The organism is Phormidesmis sp. 146-20, assembly GCF_052939475.1.
In genome coordinates this window covers 38,112-58,468 of record NZ_JBJPHT010000033.1, presented here as the reverse complement: position 1 = coordinate 58,468, position 20,357 = coordinate 38,112, and the positions used below count along the sequence as shown (strand labels likewise).

The following is a 20,357-nucleotide window of genomic DNA, read 5'->3' as shown; positions in this document are numbered from 1 at the left end:
TGTAATCTTATCCATAGCCTCAGTAATTCTGACATTAGTCTGCGATTCCGCAAGTATCTTTTGTGTGTTCCTATCTCGTTGATGCGATCGTTCATCTCTGTATCATTTGCCCATTCCTGGTGAGTCGTGATCAAGATGAATGATCAGTGATTTGTATTCCTGTCGATCGCAATAGCCCGGTACAAGATTTCTAAAAACTATTAGAGCCTCTCAATAATTTTGGTGTGATGAGCAACCCAATCTCTTCTTTTTCCAACGGTCTATCTCGATGCGGATGGACGTTTTTGTTGATGAGTCCCGCGACTGCATTTCTGATTTTGTGGATGACGGCTCCTGGTTTTGCGGCGGTTCAGTCAGTCCCAGAAACTTCACTAGAAACCGTTCAAAATCTCCCAGTTGACCGCGAAGCTGCGATTCTGACAACCGAAGTCATGCAAGCGGTTGAGCCAGACGTTGAACCTGCGATCGTCCCTTCGGTGTCCAAAACTCCTCGACTCGAACCGTTTACGATCGCGCGTGTCACATCGGTTTCTGGCTTGTCGGATGTCAAACCGTCTGATTGGGCTTTTCAAGCGTTGCAGTCTTTGGTCGAGCGCTACGGTGTGATCGAAGGCTATCCCGACGGCACCTTTAAGGGCAATCGCGCCATGACTCGCTACGAATTTGCTGCGGGACTCAACGCCGCCCTCAATCGGGTGAATGAACTGATCGAAGCGGGCATCTCTGACAAAGTTTCTCGCGCCGATGTCGAAACGCTGGACAAACTACAAAAAGAATTCTCTAAAGAACTGACGACCTTAAGAGGCCGAGTCGATGCCCTCGAAGGCCGCACTGCTCGACTAGAAATGTTTCAGTTCTCCACCACGACAAGGCTATCAGGACAAGCAATTTTTGCCGTCAACGCAGGTCTGCAAAACCGCAACGATGACGACCCCAACGCCATTTTTATTAGTCGTGTGCGCTTGACGTTGGATACCAGTTTTACGGGACGCGATCGACTCCAGACCCAGCTACAAGTCTCAACCGGAACGCCCGTTTTGCGATCGAGTCAGTCTCCCGGTGTTGCCTTTGATGCGGCGGACTATTTGGCGGATGCTTCTAGCGGATTGTTCTATTCGCCGACAACAGGCAATGGTTTTCAACTCAATCGATTGAGCTATACCTTTCCGGTTGGTAACGACTTGTCGATCGTGCTGTTTCCTCGCGGCTTTGCCTCCGACTATGTAGACTTCAACACCCACTCCAACAAGCAGTTTGACAACGCCAACAACTTCTCGACTACCGTTCTGACGAGCAACATTTTGCTATTTGGTCGTGACTTTACGGCCTCTGGTGCCGCCGCGATTTGGCGACCCAAACAAGGAGCCTTTACCTTTAGAGCCGTCTACGCTGCCCAGGATGCGACCGTCACCAATCCAACAGGTTTGACCACTTTACCAACGGGGTTGGGATCAATTACCGATGCTTATGGCAACCCTCGCAACAACCGACGCGGCGGACTATTTGGCGATCCCTACGTGGGTATTGTCGAAGCGGAATATTCACCTTCTAAGCGGTTTGCGGTGCGGTTTCAATACGCGAATGGTGAAGTGGGCGGCAGAAAATATACAGCGTTTGGGGCCAATGCTGAGTACGCTTTTTCGGAGAATTTCGCGATCTTTGGTCGTGTGGGATATTCGCCTAACTTCTTCCCCAATGCCTTTTTTGGCGGTGCAAAACCGAGCTATTGGCAGGCAGGCGTGGCCCTTCCTAATTTGTTTGTAAAAGATGCGCTGGCGGGTTTGTCGGTTGCTCAACCGTTAATCTTTCAGGAAAACGAAGTTCAGACGAGCGTCACGGGAACGCAGACTAACTACGAACTGTTTTACAACTATCCGGTCAGTGCTGCAATTCGGATCACGCCCCTGATTCAAATCATCACCGACCCCCTCAACAACCGAGAACGAGGAGCCATCTTCACCGGAACCCTGCGGACGGTTTTCTCCTTCTAGCTGCCTCGGAGCAAGGTTTACAACGTTCAAGAAATTCAGTTGAGAAAAGCCAATGGGTATCGGGATGAAGTCGCCAAAAGATTGGCGCAGATCATTACTTTTACACGCCACGTTATTGAATCCGATCGCGCTAACTGCCATTCTGTTGATTGCTAAAGTTGCCAGCGCAGAATCATTGCCTCCAAGAAGTTCAAATGCTACTGCTACAGCGTCATTACAGACTGTTGAAGACTACGCGAAAGGGAACGTTCAAGGTGAAAACGCTGCCTTAAATCAGGTTGATCAGTATGTGAACGAAAGCAGCAAAGATGCCGCGATCGCTAATCAAAATCGTCAAACCCAAAATTCACTTCTCAACCAACTCGATCGATACGCCTACGAAGGCAGCGAAGATCAGTCCTTAGACATTCCCATCAATCGTAAAGTGGGACTGACGGAACTCGAAAAAGCAAGCACTTTAGACTGGACATTTAACACCAGCGACCCCGAAGAAGATTTGGCAACGACACCGATCGCTCAAGTCACGTCTGTCGCTCAAATCATTGATGTCAAACCAACTGACTGGGCGTTTACAGCACTGCAATCTCTAGTGGAACGATATGGCTGTATTGCGGGCTATCCTGACAAAACCTTTCGCGGCGTTTACCCCAGAGGGGGAACTGCTTCGCAACGTGCCCTCACCCGGTTTGAATTTGCCGCCGGACTGAATGCCTGTCTCGATCGCATTAACGAACTCGCTGTCACCGCGACGAGCAATCTTGTCGCCAAAGAGGATCTCGTCACCCTCGAAAAACTGCAAGCCGAATTTGGCACAGAAATCACAGCCCTCAAAGGACGAGTCGATCTCTTAGAAGCCAGAACTCGCAAGTTAGAGACCGATCGCTTTTCCTTCACTTCTAAGCTGTTTGGGTTAGGCTACTTCAACTATTCAGCGTTGTCGGGTGCGAATGGCTTGGTGCGAGAAGTTGGATTTCGCAGTGTACCGTCTGGAGCGAATGTGCGATCGGCTCCACTCACTCAGCGCGTCAAAAACCCCAACGCCACCTCTAGCGGATTGGTTTGGCTTAACCTGGGATCTTCTTTCACCGGAAAGGACTTGCTGATTACTCAATTGGCAATGGGACAGGGCATTTCACCCGCCAACTTTGTTACCTCTGCGACCTCTACGATCAACAGTACGGGGATTCCGTTTACCGATGCAGGCGCGTATCTCGGCCCTGGTGCCCCCGTTGTTTTGCGAGAACTCGCCTATGAATTTCCGGTGTTAGGCAATGGTCGTCTAGTCGTTGGGCCGAGAATCAATTGGTTCCGCTTTTTTGATGCCAACCCCTTTACCTTTTTTGCAACAGGAACGACCTCACTGAACTCGATCGCAGGCACCCTGACCAATGATGTAAGGCGCGGTGCTGGAGCGATTTTGATTTCCCCTTTAAGTCCTAAACTCGACTTGCGCCTGGGCTATCTTGCAGAAGGCAATGAATATGGCAGCCAAAATCTTTTGCCCTTTAACTCAGCTTCTAGCCCCGCAGAAGGACTGTTTGGCGGCACGAATAGTCTAACGGTAGAACTCACCTACAAGCCTGATCCAGCCTTCAATTTTAGGGTGATGTACAGTCGGGCTAACAGTCAGGCCAGAACTCAATTTTTGGACAATCAAGTTCCGGTGACGAGTCCTGTCAAACTGGTAAGTGGTGCACCGATCAATGGATTGGCGGATGATGGATTTGGCGGCGGATTAAACAATGCTCAGTCCAACATTTTTCAGGTCAATTTTGATTGGCTGCTCAATCGACGAGTCGGAATTTTTGGGCGGTATGGATTTGCAGATACGCGGCTGAATGCTCAGATCAAGTCGCGCAGTGGCAATATCAATACACAGTCTTTTCAGTTTGGTTTCACAGTTCTAGACTTGTTTAAGCGAGGCGCACAGGGAACCGTTTCTTTTGTGATGCCGTTCAATTACACGAAGGGGCGCGACTATCTAGTTTCGGGAGCAGGCGACGGCGGAATTCAATATGAACTAGAAGGCGTTTACTTTTACCCAGTGACGAATAACATTGCGATCGTCCCCAACGTGCAGTTTATCTTCAACGCCAACAACTTCAGCAGCAATCCAACGATCGCTATCTTCAACATCCGCACTCAGTTTAGTTTCTAACGGTAGAGCGAGTTCAATATCAGGCAGGTGAGAGAAGCTGTAGCTGCTTTTCCGCCTGCTTTTTGCAATCAAGAACTTTGAACTTATTTAACTTGCCTACTTCAACAAACCTGTCAGTATTATTGCGATCGATGATAACAATAAAGTAAATTTTCTCTGTAGACCTACTTAAAACTACGGATGTGGCTTCGGTATATAACAAGGATGCTAGTTGCGTAGAATTCAGGATCTAAATAAGCTTGTGAGCGACGATCGCTGACCTTCTCAATCAGTAGAAAGTTTTGAACAGCAATACTTTTAGACTTTATTCAGCAGCTACTATCCACCTATTCGCAGGAAACTTATGAGTAATTCGGCTGCACTGACTCAAACCGAACTTCAAGAATTTGCTGAAGCCTGGTATCAAAAGCTTGATGTGCATGAACCCTTGGAAAACTACTTACCTCTGTTGGCGGAGGATGTCGAAATGGTTTTTCCAGAGGCAACTGTTCGTGGATTTGCAGGGTTCACAGGCTGGTATGAGCGCGTGGTTAGCATCTTCTTTGATGAAGTTCATACCGTCAAAGATGTCAAAATCATTTCCACTTCTGAAGATGCAACCGATGTCAAAGTGGTCGTCAAATGGGAAGCCAGCGTGTGGAATGCTCCCGAACCCTACAGCAAGCGTATTGTTCTTGATGCTTACCAAACCTGGACAGTCAAGCGATCGTCGCTAGGCACTCCCGTTGTCGCCACTTACATTGTTGATGAATTGAAGTACTACGAAGGATCAGCCACGTTGTAGAGATATTAAACATTAGACTCGAAACCTGTCTTGTCTTGAGTCCAAAGTTTTTCCCCAGTTGTAAACTTCTGTGAATCCTTTCCCATCTTGTTGCACTGCTGCCTTAAGTGGGAACACTCAAACAAGATTCAGATTTCGTAAAGCTTTTCCATAAGTGGGTGTTGGGCGAATACCCTCAGTGGGAATACAGAGTCCGTCAATCGAGTTCTTGAGGCGGCGTAAAGGGACAACTTTTTGTCTGCGATCGTCTCACTCGATCTTCTATTTTTCAATCAATTCTATTTCCCAGCAGCATCAGGAGCGGCTATGTCTTCGAGTGTCGAAGTTGTTGAAAAGATGTATCACTGCTTTAAGTCAGGCGATATGACTACCCTCAAAGCAGAGGTCTTTGCAGAAGATTTGAAGTGGCACCTACCCGGACACCACCCCCTCGCGGGAACTAAACACGGCGTTGATGAGGTTCTCGCTTTTTTTGGGCGTTTGCGAGGTTTAGGGCTACAAGTAACCCCGATCGGCATGGGTGAATTGAACTCTGGCACAGTTGTTGAAATGTATCGGGCAACAGGTGATGTGAATGGCACAAAACTACAAGCGTTGAACTGCAATCACTACACCGTCGAGAACGGCAAAATCACCGAAGTACAAGTGTTAATGGCTAATCAGCACGGCTACGACGCTTTCTTTTGGGAAGCTTACCATTTGAAACCGATTCCCGATCGTTTGGTCTAAAGAGACTGAAGACTAAAGACTTTAGACAAGAGACTAGATTCTTGAATGTTCCAAGTAGTTCAAAGTCTAATGTCCAATGTCCAACACTCCATTATGCAACTAAGGAACAAAACAATGACTCCAACTGAAGAGCGAAATATTGCTTGCTTTACTCGATTTATTGAAGAAGGCCTGAACCGGAAAAAGATTAGCGATATTGCTGACGAATTTATCAACGGCAACATTGTTATGGAAGCGCCCGGTGTACCTACCGCAGACGGCAGACTCAAGGGTAACGACATTTTCAAATTCTTCACCAGCACATTCGTCGATTCATTCCCTGATGTGAAATGCTCGATGGCGTACTGCATTGCGGAAGGTGATGCGCTTGCGGTCGATGTTTTGTATGAAGGGACTCACGCAAAAGACTTCGCTGGCGTTCCGGCAACCAATAAATATATTAAAGGTGGCGAACTCTGGTACATGCAGTTTGCCAATGGCAAAATTCGTCACCTGAGAATCTGTGAATATGGCACCCCGCTTCGCGCCATGTTGCTCGGTGAATAATCAGCTAACTCAAACTTCTTAACCTCTACCTGCAAACCTTTTTGGAGAAACATTCATGAACCCCGAAGATTCTAAATCTACACTCGCAACGCTATTTGACGAAGTGTTGACCCAAGATCGTCAAGAACTCATTGATGAGCTGTACGACGAAAGCTATGAATTTATCGTCCCCAAGCTGGCAGGCATGACCAGCAACGTTGTCCAGGGGCGTGAGAATTTCAAAAAGCGAGTGACAGCGTTCCGCAATTCTTTTCCTGACGTGGTTTACTCCATTGATAGTTTTGTTTCTAATGGTGAGATTGTAGCGACAAGCTTCACGTTCAGCGGAACGCATACAAATGAGTTTGCAGGATTTCCTGCTACTAATCGTCGAGTTAATGTCACTGGCATTCACTTTGCTCAACTCAGAGACGGCAAAATCATCAAAACCTGGGCTGGCTTCACCAACATCGCAGAAGTATTGGCAGCATAGTTTTTTGGGGGTCGTTCTCTGTACTAGTTGCATGATAAGTGACCCATAATTTCAATGACGATGAGCAAGGAGCTACCCCAATGTCTATTGAAGAAAATAAGGTGCTAGTCAATCGTTACTACACCGAGCTAATGAGTACGGGTGATTTGAGCTTTGTCGATCGCTACTTTGCCCCCCAATTTGAGTTTACCAATCCCACCCACACTGAGCCTTATCGCGGGCAGGAATTCAAAGATCTCGTGACGATGTTGCGCGGTGCTTTTCCCGATCTCAAGTTCACGGTTGAACACATGCTGGCTCAGGGCGATACCGTAGTCGGACACTGGACGGCACGCGGCACCCACAAAGGAACCCCGCTCAAAACCCTGAAGGGCGACATTCCCGCCAAAGGCAACCCGTTTGTGATTGACGGCATCTCCTGGATTCGGATTGAGAACGGCAAGTTTGTCGAAGCTCGAATCAATGAAGATACCCTCGGACTATTGCAGCAAATCGGTGCCCTGCCTGCGCCTCCCCAGCCTCCAGAGTTACCGATCGACTTAAATGAAGCGGTGGTCGATCGCTACTTCAACGAGTTGATGAATCAGGGCAAGTTAGAAATTATTCCTGAAATCATGACCGAAGGTGTGACCTTTCGCATTCCCACGTTACCTGAGCCGATTCGCGGTCACGATGGTCTAAAAGCATTCGTTACTGGGTTACGAACTGGTTTCCCTGACATTCAGTTTAGTGTTGAGCGTCAGATTGCTGAAGCTAACAAAGTAGCCTCTCGCTGGTATATCACTGGAACACATAAAGGCATGTTTTTAGGTATGCCCGCGACAGGTAACACTATCAAAGATCAAGGTGTTGACATTTTCATTCTCGAAGGCGGCAAAATCGCAGAGATTTGGGTTAACGAAAATGATCTCGGCTTGATGAAACAGATCGGTGCGTTTGGCTAAAAAAGCCTTGAATTTTGCGTTGGGATCATGTCTCAAAGTGGCTGATTGACTAACAAATTCCTTCAGGTAGGTTGGATTGAACCGGGTCAAACTCAACGTGAGAAAGGCTTCTGTTGGGTTTCGCTTTGCTCAACACCAACCTACAGAAAATGACGGCTTCAGGAGTTGTATTAATCCACCATCTCAAAGTCATGAATTCCCTGCATCCCTCATCCCTCTGAAAAGTTGCCCATGAAATCTTACGACGCGATTATTGTTGGGAGTGGCCCCAACGCGCTCGTCAATGCTGCTTATCTGACCAAAGCAGGCTGGAGCGTTTTGATTTTAGAGAAAAAAGACCGTCCCGGTGGCGGTTTACGAACGGAAGCCCTAACGCTACCTGGATTCACCCACGATATCTATGCGGGCTATCTAATTCTATTTGCGCTATCACAGGCGAATGTTGATTTTGGTGCAGATCTACAAGCTCGTGGACTGCAAATGATCGGTACTCAGCGTCCGGCTGGTGTGTCGATGCCCGGAGGCAAAGCGGCGGTGATTGCAACCGACATGGAAGCAAACATTGCAGAAGCAGAACGGCTGTCTCCTGGCGATGGGGCTGGCTGGATGCAAATGATTCAAACGATCGGGCAATATGCCCCCCAAGTCTTCAGTTTGTTGAAGATGAATCTGACCAGTCCCGAAGCGGCGAATTTGATCGAGCAGTTGATGACGATCGACGGCAAATATCCCGCCGCCTTCACCAGTGATTTTCTCGTTTCTGCTAGAGACGTTTTGACCTCGCTGTACAAATCTGAGACGTGGCAAGGCATTCTCGCGCCCTGGGTGTTACACAGTGGTCACGGGCCCGAAGATGCCAACAGTGGTTTTTGGACACATATCTTTGCTTTGGGTCTTCAGTCGGCTGGACAATTTGTGGCAGTGGGCGGGACAGAAATGTTAGCGAAATCGCTGGTAAAACTGATTGAAGATCAAGGTGGAGAATTCCAGTGTGATACGACCGTTAGTAAAATTATTGTCGAAAACGGTAAAGCGGTTGGAGTCAGAACGGAATCAGGAGAAGAATACCGCGCAAGTCGGGCAGTTATTGCTACAGCGAATCCTGATCAACTGTATTTAAAACTGCTGGCGGATGAAGAAACTGTTCCTGCGATCGTCAAACAACAAGCGAGCAAATTCCGGTACGGTCATAGTGTACTTCACATCCACTTAGCATTGAATGAGTCACTTCAATGGCATGACGATCGCCTTAACGATGTGGTTTACACTCACATTACCGATGGCATTGACGGAGTTTCCAAAAACTATAATGAAACCACTCGTCATTTGTTGCCTTCTGAGCCTGTAATTGGCGTGGGAAGTCCGACGATTCTTGATCCATCTCGTGCGCCAGAAGGTAAGTCCATTGCCGTTTTACAGGTGTTAGACATTCCTTACCAATTCAAAGGAGATGCGGCGGGAGAGATCAAAACAATTGGCGATGGAACCTGGACAGATGACATAAAAAATCGGTACGCCGATCGCGTGATTGATCTCGCCAGTCAGCACATTCCTAATCTCAAAGATGCAATTTTGGCGCAATCGATTCTCAGTCCGCTAGATGTCGAAAAAGGTAACGTCAACTGGAAATATGGTGACCCTTATAGTGGCGCTCATGACATTGCCCAGAGCTATCTGCTGCGCCCGATTTCTAGCCAGCCGAGTTATCAGACTGGGGTGCCAAATCTCTACGTGATCGGAGCGGCAACTCATCCGGGATTGGGCATTGGCGGAGCTTCTGGCTACATCGTGGCTCAGGACTTGCTCAACGAGACGAAAAGTTCCAAACAAGGAAAGAAATAATGGCACAGGCAACAGCCGCCGGAAATGTGCGGATTGACTACGACGATTTGGGGCAGGGTGACTCAACTATCTTGCTGATGACCGCCTGGTGTATGAGTCGATCGGGCTACGCTGACCTTCCTCAAAAGCTGGCAAAAAACAATCGCGTTCTCACGTTTGACTGGCGCGGACATGGCAAATCTGAAACACCTACAGGTGATTTTGGAGCGAATGAGTTAGTCGAAGATGCGATCGCTGTGATCGAAGCCAGTGGTGCTAAAGAAATTACGCTGGTTTCGATGCATCATGCGGGCTGGGTGGCGATCGAACTTCGTCGTCGATTAGGTTCCAAAATTGCGCGGATTGTTCACCTTGATTGGGTCATATTTCCGCCTCCCGAACCTTACATGAATCTGGTCAGAGGGCTGGCTTCTGAGGGCTGGCAACAAGCGCGAGACATGCTGTTTACCATCTGGACGAATGGCATTTCTAATCCGCCTGAGTTGGTGACCTTCATTAAAGAAGAAATGGGGTCTTACAGTGGCGAAATGTGGATGCGATCGGGCCGCGAAATTGCCGCCAGTTTTGATCAGTTTAGCTTTCCACTTCAAGCACTAGCTCAACTCACTCTACCTGTTCCCACACTGCACCTGTACGGTCAGCCCAAAGATCCTGGATACCTGGTTGCACAGCAGGATTTTGCGTTCAAAAATTCCTGGTTTAGCGTTCATCAACTCAATGCAGAATCATTCTTTGCACAGTTTGATGCAGTTGATGAAATGGTTAAATCTGTTGAAGAATTTATTATCAAACCCGTTCTGTCTGCGGAGGCAGTATGAGTAAATCTTTTGACTGCACCTTTGATTACATTATCATTGGCAGTGGTGCAAGTGGCAGCGTGATCGCTAATCGGTTGAGTGAAAATCCTGATTGTCAAATTCTACTACTAGAAGCAGGAGGTGCCGACAAAGATCCCAATATCTCGAAGCCAAGTAGCTTTGTCAAACTGTGGGGATCAGAGTACGACTGGAAGTTGATCACTGAAAGCCAACCTGGATTAGACGATCGTTCCATTGTCATCGATCAGGGTAAAGTCCTGGGCGGCAGCACATCGATCAATGCACTGATGTATGTCAGAGGCAACCGTCGTAACTTTGATGCCTGGGCTGCTGGTGGCGCAACGGGTTGGAGCTATGACGACGTTCTCCCCTACTTCAAACAATTAGAAGATTACGAAGGCGGCGCGTCTGACTATCATGGCGCTGGTGGCCCGCTAAAAATTCGAGATTGTCCAGAAGCGATCATGCGATCGGACGAATTCATGAATGCTGCGGCTCAAATCGGATATGACGCGCACTGGGATTACAACGGCGATCGTCAAGAAAATGGGGCAGGTCTGCTGCAATTTCACGTTGATGAGAATGGCGATCGAGTCAGTGGTGCGACCGCTTTTCTAAAACCTGTATTGAATTGTCCTAATTTGACGCTAGAACTGTGTGCAGAAGTGACTCGGATTCTCACAGAAGGCACTCGCGTTGTCGGCGTGGAATATGTGCAAAATGGTGAATTAAAGCAGGCGCGATCGACTCAAGAAGTCATCCTCAGTGCAGGCGCATTGCACTCTCCCAAAATTCTCATGCTGTCTGGAATCGGCGATGCAAAACAGTTAGCGTCACTCAATATTCCCGTCGTCGCTGACCTTCCAGGAGTCGGACAAAATCTGCAAGATCACATGCAGTTACCGATCGTCTTCCGCACTCAGGAAGAGCGACCCAAGCCTGACTTGCTGACCGGAAACACCTTGTTTGTCAATACTCGCCAGGATCAGCCCGACAATGCTCCAGATTTACAGCTTAATTTCACGCCGGCCGTTCCGGCTCAACTTCCGATTGACTTTGGTGTTCCAGCCTGTATCTTTCTAGCAATTTTAGTGCAGCCAGAAAGTATTGGAGAAGTCAAGCTGCGATCGAGCAATTACCAAGATCAACTCATCATCAATCCCAATTACTTACAGTCTGATGCAGATGTAAAAACCTTTGTCTCTGCTATTCATTTAGCGAGAGAAATTGCAAACACTCCAGCATTCTCAGTGTTGAATATTGGCGAGCTTGTTCCGGGTGAGTTGAATGATGAAGCGATGGAAGGATTTATTCGATCGCAAGCCTCCACAATCTGGCACCCGGTCGGAACTTGCAAGATGGGAACGGACGATCGCGCCGTGGTTGATCCCCAGTTACGAGTGCGAGGTGTCAAGGGGTTGCGGGTTGCAGATGCTTCAGTAATGCCGATCGTGCCTAGTGGCAATACAGTCGCAGCCTGTTTCATGATTGGCGCAAAAGCAGCCGATTTGATTCTGTCTAAATAACGAATACAAGGAGAAAACACAGTGGAAAACGTACCCAATACTCGCTTAGGCAAACTCTATCGAGAACACATCGAACTCATTCTCAAAAAAGATATTGAAGCGCTTCTCAATCAGTATACAGAGGATGCTCTATTAATCAGCAGCTTCATGAAAGAGCCAAAATATTACCAGGGTCGTGATCAGTTGCGCGAACACATGCAGGGCATTTTGGGAATCGAAGGACTGGAAACCGATATCGCATTTTGGGCAGAAACCGAGAATCCTGAAACCCTGATGATTGTAGAAGCGATCACCATGACCGCAGGTGGACAGGAAGCCAAAATGCGCTTTGCAGATAGCTGGGTGCTGCGCGACGGTAAGATTGCCATTCACTTTGCGGGCATGACTCAATACCCCGGCGGCTCAGTCGCCTGACACATTCTGGCATTGCTAAACCGTGGAATGAAGTTGCTCTCAACTACCCATTTTGAGAAACTTCTGAATATTCAAAGTCCCTCACTTGTGGGGGATTTAGGGGGCGAGAGGATTTAGCTTCGACACGTCCAAATTCTAATTAAATCAATGCTGAGTGCTATCTACTTGCATTAACGATCGCTAACCAAAAACTCAAAACACTAGAGGTTCGTCATGTCTACAGCAACACAATCCGTCGCTCAAAGTTTCTACACTGTCTACAACGAAAACAAGCCTGACTTGTTAGATGAAATTCTCGCTGATACCTACGTCGGTCACGTCAACGGTCACGATATTGTCGGCGCAACGGCTGCAAAAGGTTTCATTGTTGGATTTTTGACTGCATTTCCTGACGCACACTACACCGTCGAAGACACGATCGAGAGCGGCGATCGCATTGTCACTCGCTGGGTTTGCACAGGCACCCAAAAAGGCGCATTCTTCGGCATCGAACCCACCAGCAAACAGGTCACAATGATTGGCATCACCATTTTTCAAGTCATTGACGGCAAAATTGCCCAACTCTGGAACAACTGGGATGTCTTTGGCTTGATGAATCAGCTCAAAGGCTAATTGAGTTTTGAATTTTGGGTTTTGGATACTGAGTTGAGAAGTGCTTTACGAATCGCTCCCTGATAAAAATTGGAACGCTAAACTTGCACATTCAACACAAAATCTGAAACCTAAATCACACCGCCCAAAACTCAAAACTTAAACTGATTGATCATGAAAGCACTCATTCTCGATAAACCTGGATCACCCGACACCTTCTATGTGTCAGAGATGCCCAAACCGCAACCGGGGGAAGGGGAAGTGCTGATTAAAGTCCACGCCGTTGGACTCAACCCAGCCGACTACAAATTTGCGCGCAGAGGCATGAAAGCCTGGACATATCCGTGGATTTCAGGATTAGATGTCGCAGGCGTTGTCGAGGCGATCGGGCCCAACGTCACAAACTGGAAGATTGGAGATGCCGTCTACTATCACGGTAACTTAGCGAAACCAGGTGGCTTTGCCGAGTATACGATCGCCAGTTCTCACGCAATCGCTCCCCTGCCCAAAAATCTGTCGTTTACAGAAGCGGCCGCGCTGCCCTGCTCAGGGTTTACCGCCTATCAGGTGCTACATCGTAAGCTGCATTTGCAAGCGGGACAGACGATTCTAATTCACGGCGGTGCGGGTGGTGTGGGCGGATTTGCAATTCAGTTAGCAGCGATCGCCGATCTCAAAATCATCACCACTTGTTCGGCTAAAAATATCGACTGGGTGAGCAAGTTGGGCGCGACCGAAATCATCGATTACACTGCTGAAAACGTGTCTGCCAAAATTGCTGAAATTACCGACAGCAGAGGCGTTGACGGCATTATCGACACCGTTGGATCTGATAGCGCGACAACCGGATTGGGAATGCTGGCGTTTGGCGGCGGAATTGCTTGCGTGAATGGCTTGCCCGATTTTAGTCAGATGCGATCGTTTGGCAAAGCGCTGTCCGTTCATGATGTGGCGCTCGGTGGTGCTTACCTGGAGAAAGACGTTCAAGCACAGGAAGATTTGGCACGAATTGGACAAGAATTTGGCGAACTAGTTACACGCTATTCGATCAATCCTTTGTTACATGAAGTGATTCATTTAGAAGGGGTTCCTCAAGGTTTAGTGCGGTTGTCTGAGCGTCATGTTCGAGGCAAGATCGTCGCCCAAATTCAGCAGTAGAAAAGAGGTGATAGCTATGAAGCTGAAAGACAAAAAGATCGGCATTCTAATAGAAAGTGATTTCTATGAACAGGAAATCTGGTACTACAATTTTCGGTTCAAAGAAGAAGGCGCAGAGGTACATTTTCTAACGCGCTTGTGGGGTCAACCTTCTCTAACATTCAAAGGTCATGAATATCATGCGCCATTTGAGTGTCACGAAAGTTTTGAGAACATGAGTGTGCAAGAACTTCGCAGTTACTCAGCGATTATTGTGCCAGCGGGAATGGTGTCCGATCGCTTGCGCTGGACAGATGATCTCAGTCAGGAACCGCCCGCTTTAACGTTTATGCGTCGAGCCTTTGCCGAAAAAACCATTATTAAAGGGATTATTTGTCATGGCATGTGGCTGTTGTCTCGCGCTCCCGAATTAGTCAAAGGTCGGCGGGTAACGTGTCACAACAATCTCTATGGAGATGTGACAAACATGGGTGCAATTTACATCGATCAAGATGTGATTGTTGACTTTGCAAACTGGCCAGAACCTGCTGATTTAGTCACGGCTCGAAGTGGTGGACACTGCCATTTATTTGCCAAACAAATCATCAAGATGCTGTCAGAACATCGATAGAAAATCCTAAGTTTTGAGTTGATTATTTCTTCTCACTCCTCACCCCTCACTCCTCACTTTTTTATCTTCAAGAGAACCAACCATGCAGATTTTTTCTCAATTAGCAATTACGTGCAAAGATGCGATCGCCACCGAACAGTTTTATACAAAATACTTCGGTTTCAAGCGGGCACGAGTTGCAAAACTCCCGGATGGCAATCAAATTGTGTTCATCAAAATGGCGGATAGTGCGTTCTATCTAGAAATCTTTCAAGCTAGCGAAGAGTCACCGCTGCCGCCTGCCATCAATGACGGCTATTCGTTCCCTTCAGTGCGTCACCTCGCCTTCAAGGTCAGCAGCGTTGACGAGAAACTAGCTGAAATTGGCAATGCCGCCCAGATCACACTCGGCCCATTGAATTTTGACGACTACATTCCGGGTTGGCGGACGGTGTGGCTAGCTGACCCCGACGGCAGAATTATCGAACTGAGTCAGGGCTTTGTCGATGAAGAAACTCCTCCTGCATTAGTCGATGAAAAAGTCGCAGTGAGCGCTTAGTCAAAAGGAACGATCGACATGTCTGACAGCAGCGAATTTGAGAGTCCGGTTTCCAAGCCCAGAGCGCCTCACAGTAATGAACGATTGATGTTCTTTAGTGATGGTATTTTTGCAATCACGATTACCTTATTGGTGATCGAAATTAAAGTTCCTGAGATTCACGATGTCCCTGTAAATGAAATCACTCCAGCATTGTTCAAAGAGCTTGGTCACTTAATGCCTAGCATTTGGGGATGCATTATAAGCTTTATGATTCTGGGGCTGTACTGGATTGCTCATCACAATATGTTTATGTCTATTAAGCATCACAATCATACGTTGCTGTGGCTAAACACATTTTTTTTGATGTGCATTGCGTCGGTTCCATTCACGACAGCGTTGATTAGTCATTATCCCGATCAACAAATTGCCGTAGTTTCCTATGCTGCGGTTTTGACGCTGACTGGTATCGTTCTCAATCTGATCTGGTGGTACTCAAGTACCCATCATTTGCTTGAAGAAGGCATTGAGCCAGAGTTCATTACTTTTGTGCATCGCTATATTCGGATTGCTCCGATCGTATACGCGCTCTCAATTCTGGCTTCATTCATCAGTGTCAATCTGGCTGAGTTCATGTTGATTGCAGTTTCTATTTACTACATCATTCCAAAACGATATCACCGCAAGCACTACAGACAGTTAGAGCGTCGTTTCAACCAGTAATTACCTTCCCGGAGAATGTTCTTATGGAGCGCATGAATTTTACGTTTTCAGATCTGGTGACGGGGTATGTCACCCACTTCGATCGCGCCGCCAAAAGCTTTGGTATCAAGACCTCTGACGGTCGCATCTACGAAGCACATCTCACCCCAGCCGCTTATGGACGAATCGCCCAAAACCTCGAAGAACCCTACAACGATTGCACCGGACGCTTCGCCGAACTGCTGTCTCCCGGTCAACATGTGTTTGCCTATGGTGTGTTTTATCCCCAAGGCGACGGGCACCGTTTTGACGTGAAATCTCTCGTCTTTCCGGGCGAAGCGACGGACGATTATCGGCATGAAGAAGCGGATTGGTGGGTCAAGCAAGTCAGGGCGATCGCAGACAGCTATCTCAAGTGGCAATTTAGCTATCCAACTAAGGAAATTGACTACCGCGACTATCGCACTTACTTGCATTTAGCGGGTGCCAAAAAAGAAGACGATTTTCTGCAAGAAACGGACACCATTTCTCGGTTGGTTTACGGGTTTGCCTCTGCCTTCTTGATGACAGGTGAAGATCGATTCTTAGAAGCTGCCGAAAAAGGCACCGAATACCTGCGCGATCACATGCGCTTTTATGATCCCGATGAAGATTTGATCTACTGGTATCACGGCGTTCAAGTGACGGGCAATCGCGAACAAAAACTACTGACTTCAGAGTTTGGCGACGACTTTGACGCGATTCCGGCTTATGAGCAAATTTATGCGCTGGCTGGCCCAATTCAGACCTACCGGATTACAGGCGATCCGCGCATTCTCAAAGATGCCGAAATGACGGTCGATTTGTTTGATAAGTTCTTTATCGATCGCGAAGGTGGTGGCTATTTCTCACACATTGATCCGATTACCCTGGATCCAAGAGCCGAATCTTTAGGACACAATCGCGCCCGCAAAAACTGGAATTCTGTCGGCGATCATGCGCCCGCTTACTTGATCAACCTCTATCTGGCAACGGGTGAGCAAAAGTATGCAGATTTTCTGGAGTATACGTTTGATACGATCGCCAAGTACTTCCCTGATTATGACAATAGCCCCTTTGTTGAAGAAAAGTTTTTTGAGAACTGGAGCAAAGATCAGGAATGGGGATGGCAACAAAATCGCGCCGTGGTCGGACATAACTTAAAGATTGCCTGGAACTTGATGCGGATGCAGTCTTTGAAATCCAAAGAAGATTACCAACAACTCGCAGAAAAGATTGCAACGCTAATGCCCAGAGTCGGCAGTGACCAACAGCGCGGCGGCTGGTATGACGTAGTAGAAAGAGAGCTTGAGCCAGGAGACGAACATCATCGGTTTGTGTGGCACGATCGCAAAGCCTGGTGGCAACAAGAACAAGCCATTCTCGCCTACATGATTCTAAATGGCATTACCAAAAAAGAAGAGTATCTGCGCCATGCGCGTGAAGCGGCAGCCTTCTACAATGCATTCTTCCTCGACCATGATGACGGTGGCGTGTACTTCAACGTGTTGGCAAATGGATTGCCTTTCTTGATGGGCAACGAACGCTTTAAAGGCTCTCACTCAATGAGCGGCTACCACTCCACAGAGCTATGCTATCTGAGCGCTGTTTATACCAATCTGCTAATCACCAAACAGCCGATGGATTTCTACTTTAAGCCGATGCCGGGAGCCTTCAAAGACAACATTTTGCGTGTCTCACCCGACCTTTTGCCTCCCGGTAGCATTCGGATTGGTCAATGCTGGATTGACGATCGACCCTACACCGACTTCGACGCAAATGCTCTGACAGTCAAGCTTCCTGACACCACAGAGCGCGTCAAAATCAAAGTTCAGATTGTCCCCAACTAGTCCTTCACTTATTGAGTTTGCATTCATGGAGATTACGATCAAACAATTGCCAGTCACACTGCTGGATGGGACGGATGAAGTCATGGCGATCGTCGAGTTAGTCGGCGACATCAATGGCAGCACTGCCTCCAAAGTTCAATCTGAAGTGTTGCCCGTGGCAGAGTCCAACAGTCGGCTGATTTTGGACATGACTCAAGTTCCGTATATGTCTAGTGCGGGTTTGCGAATGTTGCTTTCTGTTTACCGTCAGGTGTTGGCCAAAGAGGGCAAAGTTGTTCTCGTAGGACTTGCCGAAGACCTGCAAGATACCATGTCCGTCACCGGATTTCTCGATTTTTTCACCACCTGCAACACGATCGACGAAGGCTATGAAGCCCTCAACGTCAAGGTTCAAGTCCTTAGTTAATTGATCATTAATCATTGGTCATGAGTCGTTAGTTTCTAGTCTTCTACAGATGACCAAGAACCAATGATGCGTGACCAATAATTTTATTGGAACTATCACAATGGAACGCATCGACATTCATCCGACTCATACTTACGGCGAGTTTAAGCTGCGTCGTGGGAAGCCTTTTCCGTTTGGCGCAACGATCGTGCCTGGCGGCGTTAATTTCTCGATTTTCTCCAGTCACGCGACCTCTTGTGCGCTGGTGTTGTTCAAAAAAGGAATGCCAGAACCAATGGGGGAAATTCCCTTTCCCGATGAGTTTCGCATTGGCAACGTGTTTAGTATGACGGTGTTTGATCTCGATTACGAAAACATTGAGTACGGCTATCGGATGGATGGCCCCTTTGATCCCACGGCGGGACACTGGTTTGATTCGCGCAAAATTCTCATGGACCCTTACGCCAAAGTGATTGGTGGACGGGATGTGTGGGGCGTTACACCCGATTGGAGCGATATCTATCACCATCGATCGCGCATTGCCCTGGATGACTTTGACTGGGAAGACGATCGACCGCTCGAAATTCCCCCCGAAGATCTGGTGATCTATGAAATGCACGTTCGCAGTTTCACCAAACATTCGTCTTCTGGAGTCAAGCATCCCGGTACGTTTGCGGGCATTCGCCAAAAGATCGATTACCTCAAAGAACTGGGAGTCAACTGTGTAGAACTGATGCCCGTCTACGAGTTTGACGAATTTGAAAATTCTCGACCCAATCCCCAAACGGGTGAGTTATTGGTCAATTATTGGGGCTACAGCACTGTCGGATTCTTTGCGCCCAAAGCGGGATATGCCGCTACAGGTAAGCTAGGAATGCAGGTCGATGAATTTAAAACTTTGGTCAAAGAACTGCACAAAAATGGTATCGAAGTCATGCTCGATGTCGTCTTTAACCATACGGCAGAAGGCAACGAACAGGGCCCTTATATTTCGTTTAGAGGCATCGACAACAAGACTTACTACATGCTCACGCCAGAAGGCTATTACTACAACTTTAGTGGATGTGGGAATACGCTGAACTGTAATAACCCGATCGTTCGTAATATCGTTCTCGATTGCTTGCGCTATTGGGCATCTGAATATCACATCGATGGGTTCAGATTTGATCTCGCTTCCATTCTCGGCCGTGATCCCTGGGGCGCTCCGCTGGCCAATCCTCCTTTGCTCGAAACGCTGGCATTTGACCCGATTCTCGCCAAGTGCAAACTGATTGCCGAAGCCTGGGACGCAGGCGGACTCTATCAAGTTGGCTCCTTTCCCGCCTTTGGGCGCTGGGCAGAATGGAACGGCAAATATCGCGATGGTATCCGCAAATTTCTCAAAGGAGAACCCGGAAGTGCAGGCGATATGGCGCAGCGAATTCAAGGCTCTCCCGACTTGTATGAATGGTCAGGACGCGCCCCCGCAACCTCAATTAACTTCATCACCGCTCACGACGGATTTACACTCGCAGATCTCGTTTCATACAACGAAAAACATAACGAAGCGAACGGCGAAAACAATAACGACGGTTCGACCGACAACGATAGTTGGAACTGTGGTGCAGAAGGCTGGACAGATGATCCGGGAATCAATGCTCTGCGTCAGCGACAAATGCGAAACGCAATGGCAATGTTATTCGTCAGTCAGGGCATTCCGATGATTCTCATGGGAGACGAAATGGGACGCAGCCAGAATGGGAACAACAATACCTACTGTCATGACAACGATCTGAACTGGATCAACTGGGATCTTCTCAAAACAAACGCAAGTTTATTTCGATTTGTCAAACACTGTATCCACTTTCGTCACGCGCATCCCGTCTTACGCAACCACTGGCATTATCAGAATCGTGACTACGCAGGCAGCGGCTACGCAGACATCACCTGGCATGGGACACGCGCCTGGAATGCAGACTGGTCAGCCTCTAACAACACTCTAGCCTTCATGCTTTGCGGCAACCATGCCAAAGGCGGCACGATCGCTGACAATTTCATCTATGTCGCCATGAACATGCACTGGCAAGCCAATTGGTTTGAGCTTCCGGGACTGCCTTCTGGACTGCGATGGCACGTCTCAGTCAACACAGGCGCACCGTCTCCCCAAGATTGCTGGGAGATTGGCAACGAACCCATTCTCGACAATCAGCAGGGGATTTTGTTGGGCGATCGCTCCCTCATCATCCTCGTTGGCAAATGAGCAGTTTGAGTTTTGGATCAAATGCATCCGCTGAGATTCAAAGCTCAAGCTTGCCACAATTAA

At 47.9% G+C, this 20,357-nt stretch carries 19 protein-coding genes; all 19 read left to right on the top strand.

From position 1 onward, the window contains the following. Window positions 1-227 precede the first annotated feature (227 nt). The 19 genes from ACKFKH_RS22165 to glgX all read left to right on the top strand — a co-directional run bounded on the left by ACKFKH_RS22165 (window position 228) and on the right by glgX (window position 20,294). Window positions 228-1,991 (top strand): iron uptake porin, encoded by a 1,764-nt coding sequence (locus ACKFKH_RS22165; protein WP_446860528.1) that lies wholly within the window; start codon window positions 228-230, stop codon window positions 1,989-1,991. 64 nt (window positions 1,992-2,055) lie between these two features. After that, a complete protein-coding gene (locus ACKFKH_RS22160; RefSeq protein WP_446860527.1) occupies window positions 2,056-4,149 on the top strand; it encodes an iron uptake porin in 2,094 nt (697 codons plus the stop codon). 343 nt (window positions 4,150-4,492) lie between these two features. Continuing rightward, entirely contained in the window at window positions 4,493-4,933 is a 441-nt protein-coding gene (locus ACKFKH_RS22155; protein ID WP_446860526.1) for a nuclear transport factor 2 family protein, read from the top strand. A 306-nt stretch (window positions 4,934-5,239) separates the two neighbouring features. Continuing rightward, complete coding sequence (locus ACKFKH_RS22150) at window positions 5,240-5,662, top strand: nuclear transport factor 2 family protein (protein WP_446860525.1); 423 nt, start codon at window positions 5,240-5,242, stop codon at window positions 5,660-5,662. A gap of 114 nt (window positions 5,663-5,776) precedes the next feature. Continuing rightward, window positions 5,777-6,208, top strand: coding sequence for an ester cyclase (locus ACKFKH_RS22145; protein ID WP_446860524.1), 432 nt, complete (start codon window positions 5,777-5,779; stop codon window positions 6,206-6,208). A gap of 55 nt (window positions 6,209-6,263) precedes the next feature. Beyond that, entirely contained in the window at window positions 6,264-6,680 is a 417-nt protein-coding gene (locus ACKFKH_RS22140) for an ester cyclase (protein WP_446860523.1), read from the top strand. Between the two features lie 80 nt (window positions 6,681-6,760). Then, entirely contained in the window at window positions 6,761-7,624 is an 864-nt protein-coding gene (locus ACKFKH_RS22135) for an ester cyclase (RefSeq protein WP_446860522.1), read from the top strand. A gap of 231 nt (window positions 7,625-7,855) precedes the next feature. After that, on the top strand, window positions 7,856-9,466 hold the full coding sequence (locus ACKFKH_RS22130) for a phytoene desaturase family protein (RefSeq protein WP_446860521.1): 1,611 nt from the start codon (window positions 7,856-7,858) through the stop codon (window positions 9,464-9,466). Continuing rightward, window positions 9,466-10,284, top strand: coding sequence for an alpha/beta fold hydrolase (locus ACKFKH_RS22125; RefSeq protein WP_446860520.1), 819 nt, complete (start codon window positions 9,466-9,468; stop codon window positions 10,282-10,284). Before ACKFKH_RS22130 ends, ACKFKH_RS22125 begins: the two co-directional genes overlap by 1 nt. Then, the gene (locus ACKFKH_RS22120; RefSeq protein WP_446860519.1) at window positions 10,281-11,810 is read left to right on the top strand and encodes a GMC family oxidoreductase; all 1,530 of its coding nucleotides are present in this window, start codon (window positions 10,281-10,283) and stop codon (window positions 11,808-11,810) included. Before ACKFKH_RS22125 ends, ACKFKH_RS22120 begins: the two co-directional genes overlap by 4 nt. A gap of 21 nt (window positions 11,811-11,831) precedes the next feature. Further along, window positions 11,832-12,224, top strand: a complete 393-nt coding sequence (locus ACKFKH_RS22115; protein WP_446860518.1) for a nuclear transport factor 2 family protein — start codon at window positions 11,832-11,834, stop codon at window positions 12,222-12,224. Between the two features lie 213 nt (window positions 12,225-12,437). Then, window positions 12,438-12,836 carry an ester cyclase gene (locus tag ACKFKH_RS22110; RefSeq protein WP_446860517.1) on the top strand — a complete coding sequence of 133 codons (399 nt, stop codon included), beginning with the start codon at window positions 12,438-12,440 and terminating at the stop codon, window positions 12,834-12,836. A gap of 153 nt (window positions 12,837-12,989) precedes the next feature. Further along, on the top strand, window positions 12,990-13,973 hold the full coding sequence (locus ACKFKH_RS22105) for a zinc-binding dehydrogenase (protein ID WP_446860516.1): 984 nt from the start codon (window positions 12,990-12,992) through the stop codon (window positions 13,971-13,973). A 16-nt stretch (window positions 13,974-13,989) separates the two neighbouring features. Continuing rightward, window positions 13,990-14,583 carry a DJ-1/PfpI family protein gene (locus ACKFKH_RS22100; RefSeq protein ID WP_446860515.1) on the top strand — a complete coding sequence of 198 codons (594 nt, stop codon included), beginning with the start codon at window positions 13,990-13,992 and terminating at the stop codon, window positions 14,581-14,583. Between the two features lie 82 nt (window positions 14,584-14,665). Further along, entirely contained in the window at window positions 14,666-15,121 is a 456-nt protein-coding gene (locus ACKFKH_RS22095; protein WP_446860514.1) for a VOC family protein, read from the top strand. 18 nt (window positions 15,122-15,139) lie between these two features. Beyond that, complete coding sequence (locus ACKFKH_RS22090; RefSeq protein WP_446860513.1) at window positions 15,140-15,823, top strand: TMEM175 family protein; 684 nt, start codon at window positions 15,140-15,142, stop codon at window positions 15,821-15,823. A 23-nt stretch (window positions 15,824-15,846) separates the two neighbouring features. After that, complete coding sequence (locus ACKFKH_RS22085; RefSeq protein WP_446860512.1) at window positions 15,847-17,670, top strand: AGE family epimerase/isomerase; 1,824 nt, start codon at window positions 15,847-15,849, stop codon at window positions 17,668-17,670. A 25-nt stretch (window positions 17,671-17,695) separates the two neighbouring features. Then, window positions 17,696-18,076, top strand: coding sequence for an STAS domain-containing protein (locus ACKFKH_RS22080; RefSeq protein WP_446860511.1), 381 nt, complete (start codon window positions 17,696-17,698; stop codon window positions 18,074-18,076). Between the two features lie 100 nt (window positions 18,077-18,176). Then, window positions 18,177-20,294, top strand: a complete 2,118-nt coding sequence (gene glgX / locus ACKFKH_RS22075; protein ID WP_446860510.1) for a glycogen debranching protein GlgX — start codon at window positions 18,177-18,179, stop codon at window positions 20,292-20,294. Window positions 20,295-20,357 lie beyond the last annotated feature (63 nt).

What these genes read in the sequence shown, in the direction of transcription:
- ACKFKH_RS22125 (WP_446860520.1), top strand. Translation starts at nt 9,466, where the DNA reads ATGGCACAGGCAACAGCCGCCGGAAATGTGCGGATTGACTACGACGAT.
- ACKFKH_RS22145 (WP_446860524.1), top strand. Translation starts at nt 5,777, where the DNA reads ATGACTCCAACTGAAGAGCGAAATATTGCTTGCTTTACTCGATTTATT.
- ACKFKH_RS22090 (WP_446860513.1), top strand. Translation starts at nt 15,140, where the DNA reads ATGTCTGACAGCAGCGAATTTGAGAGTCCGGTTTCCAAGCCCAGAGCG.
- ACKFKH_RS22095 (WP_446860514.1), top strand. Translation starts at nt 14,666, where the DNA reads ATGCAGATTTTTTCTCAATTAGCAATTACGTGCAAAGATGCGATCGCC.
- ACKFKH_RS22135 (WP_446860522.1), top strand. Translation starts at nt 6,761, where the DNA reads ATGTCTATTGAAGAAAATAAGGTGCTAGTCAATCGTTACTACACCGAG.
- ACKFKH_RS22110 (WP_446860517.1), top strand. Translation starts at nt 12,438, where the DNA reads ATGTCTACAGCAACACAATCCGTCGCTCAAAGTTTCTACACTGTCTAC.
- glgX (WP_446860510.1), top strand. Translation starts at nt 18,177, where the DNA reads ATGGAACGCATCGACATTCATCCGACTCATACTTACGGCGAGTTTAAG.
- ACKFKH_RS22150 (WP_446860525.1), top strand. Translation starts at nt 5,240, where the DNA reads ATGTCTTCGAGTGTCGAAGTTGTTGAAAAGATGTATCACTGCTTTAAG.
- ACKFKH_RS22155 (WP_446860526.1), top strand. Translation starts at nt 4,493, where the DNA reads ATGAGTAATTCGGCTGCACTGACTCAAACCGAACTTCAAGAATTTGCT.
- ACKFKH_RS22160 (WP_446860527.1), top strand. Translation starts at nt 2,056, where the DNA reads ATGAAGTCGCCAAAAGATTGGCGCAGATCATTACTTTTACACGCCACG.
- ACKFKH_RS22100 (WP_446860515.1), top strand. Translation starts at nt 13,990, where the DNA reads ATGAAGCTGAAAGACAAAAAGATCGGCATTCTAATAGAAAGTGATTTC.
- ACKFKH_RS22080 (WP_446860511.1), top strand. Translation starts at nt 17,696, where the DNA reads ATGGAGATTACGATCAAACAATTGCCAGTCACACTGCTGGATGGGACG.
- ACKFKH_RS22165 (WP_446860528.1), top strand. Translation starts at nt 228, where the DNA reads ATGAGCAACCCAATCTCTTCTTTTTCCAACGGTCTATCTCGATGCGGA.
- ACKFKH_RS22130 (WP_446860521.1), top strand. Translation starts at nt 7,856, where the DNA reads ATGAAATCTTACGACGCGATTATTGTTGGGAGTGGCCCCAACGCGCTC.
- ACKFKH_RS22120 (WP_446860519.1), top strand. Translation starts at nt 10,281, where the DNA reads ATGAGTAAATCTTTTGACTGCACCTTTGATTACATTATCATTGGCAGT.
- ACKFKH_RS22140 (WP_446860523.1), top strand. Translation starts at nt 6,264, where the DNA reads ATGAACCCCGAAGATTCTAAATCTACACTCGCAACGCTATTTGACGAA.
- ACKFKH_RS22085 (WP_446860512.1), top strand. Translation starts at nt 15,847, where the DNA reads ATGGAGCGCATGAATTTTACGTTTTCAGATCTGGTGACGGGGTATGTC.
- ACKFKH_RS22105 (WP_446860516.1), top strand. Translation starts at nt 12,990, where the DNA reads ATGAAAGCACTCATTCTCGATAAACCTGGATCACCCGACACCTTCTAT.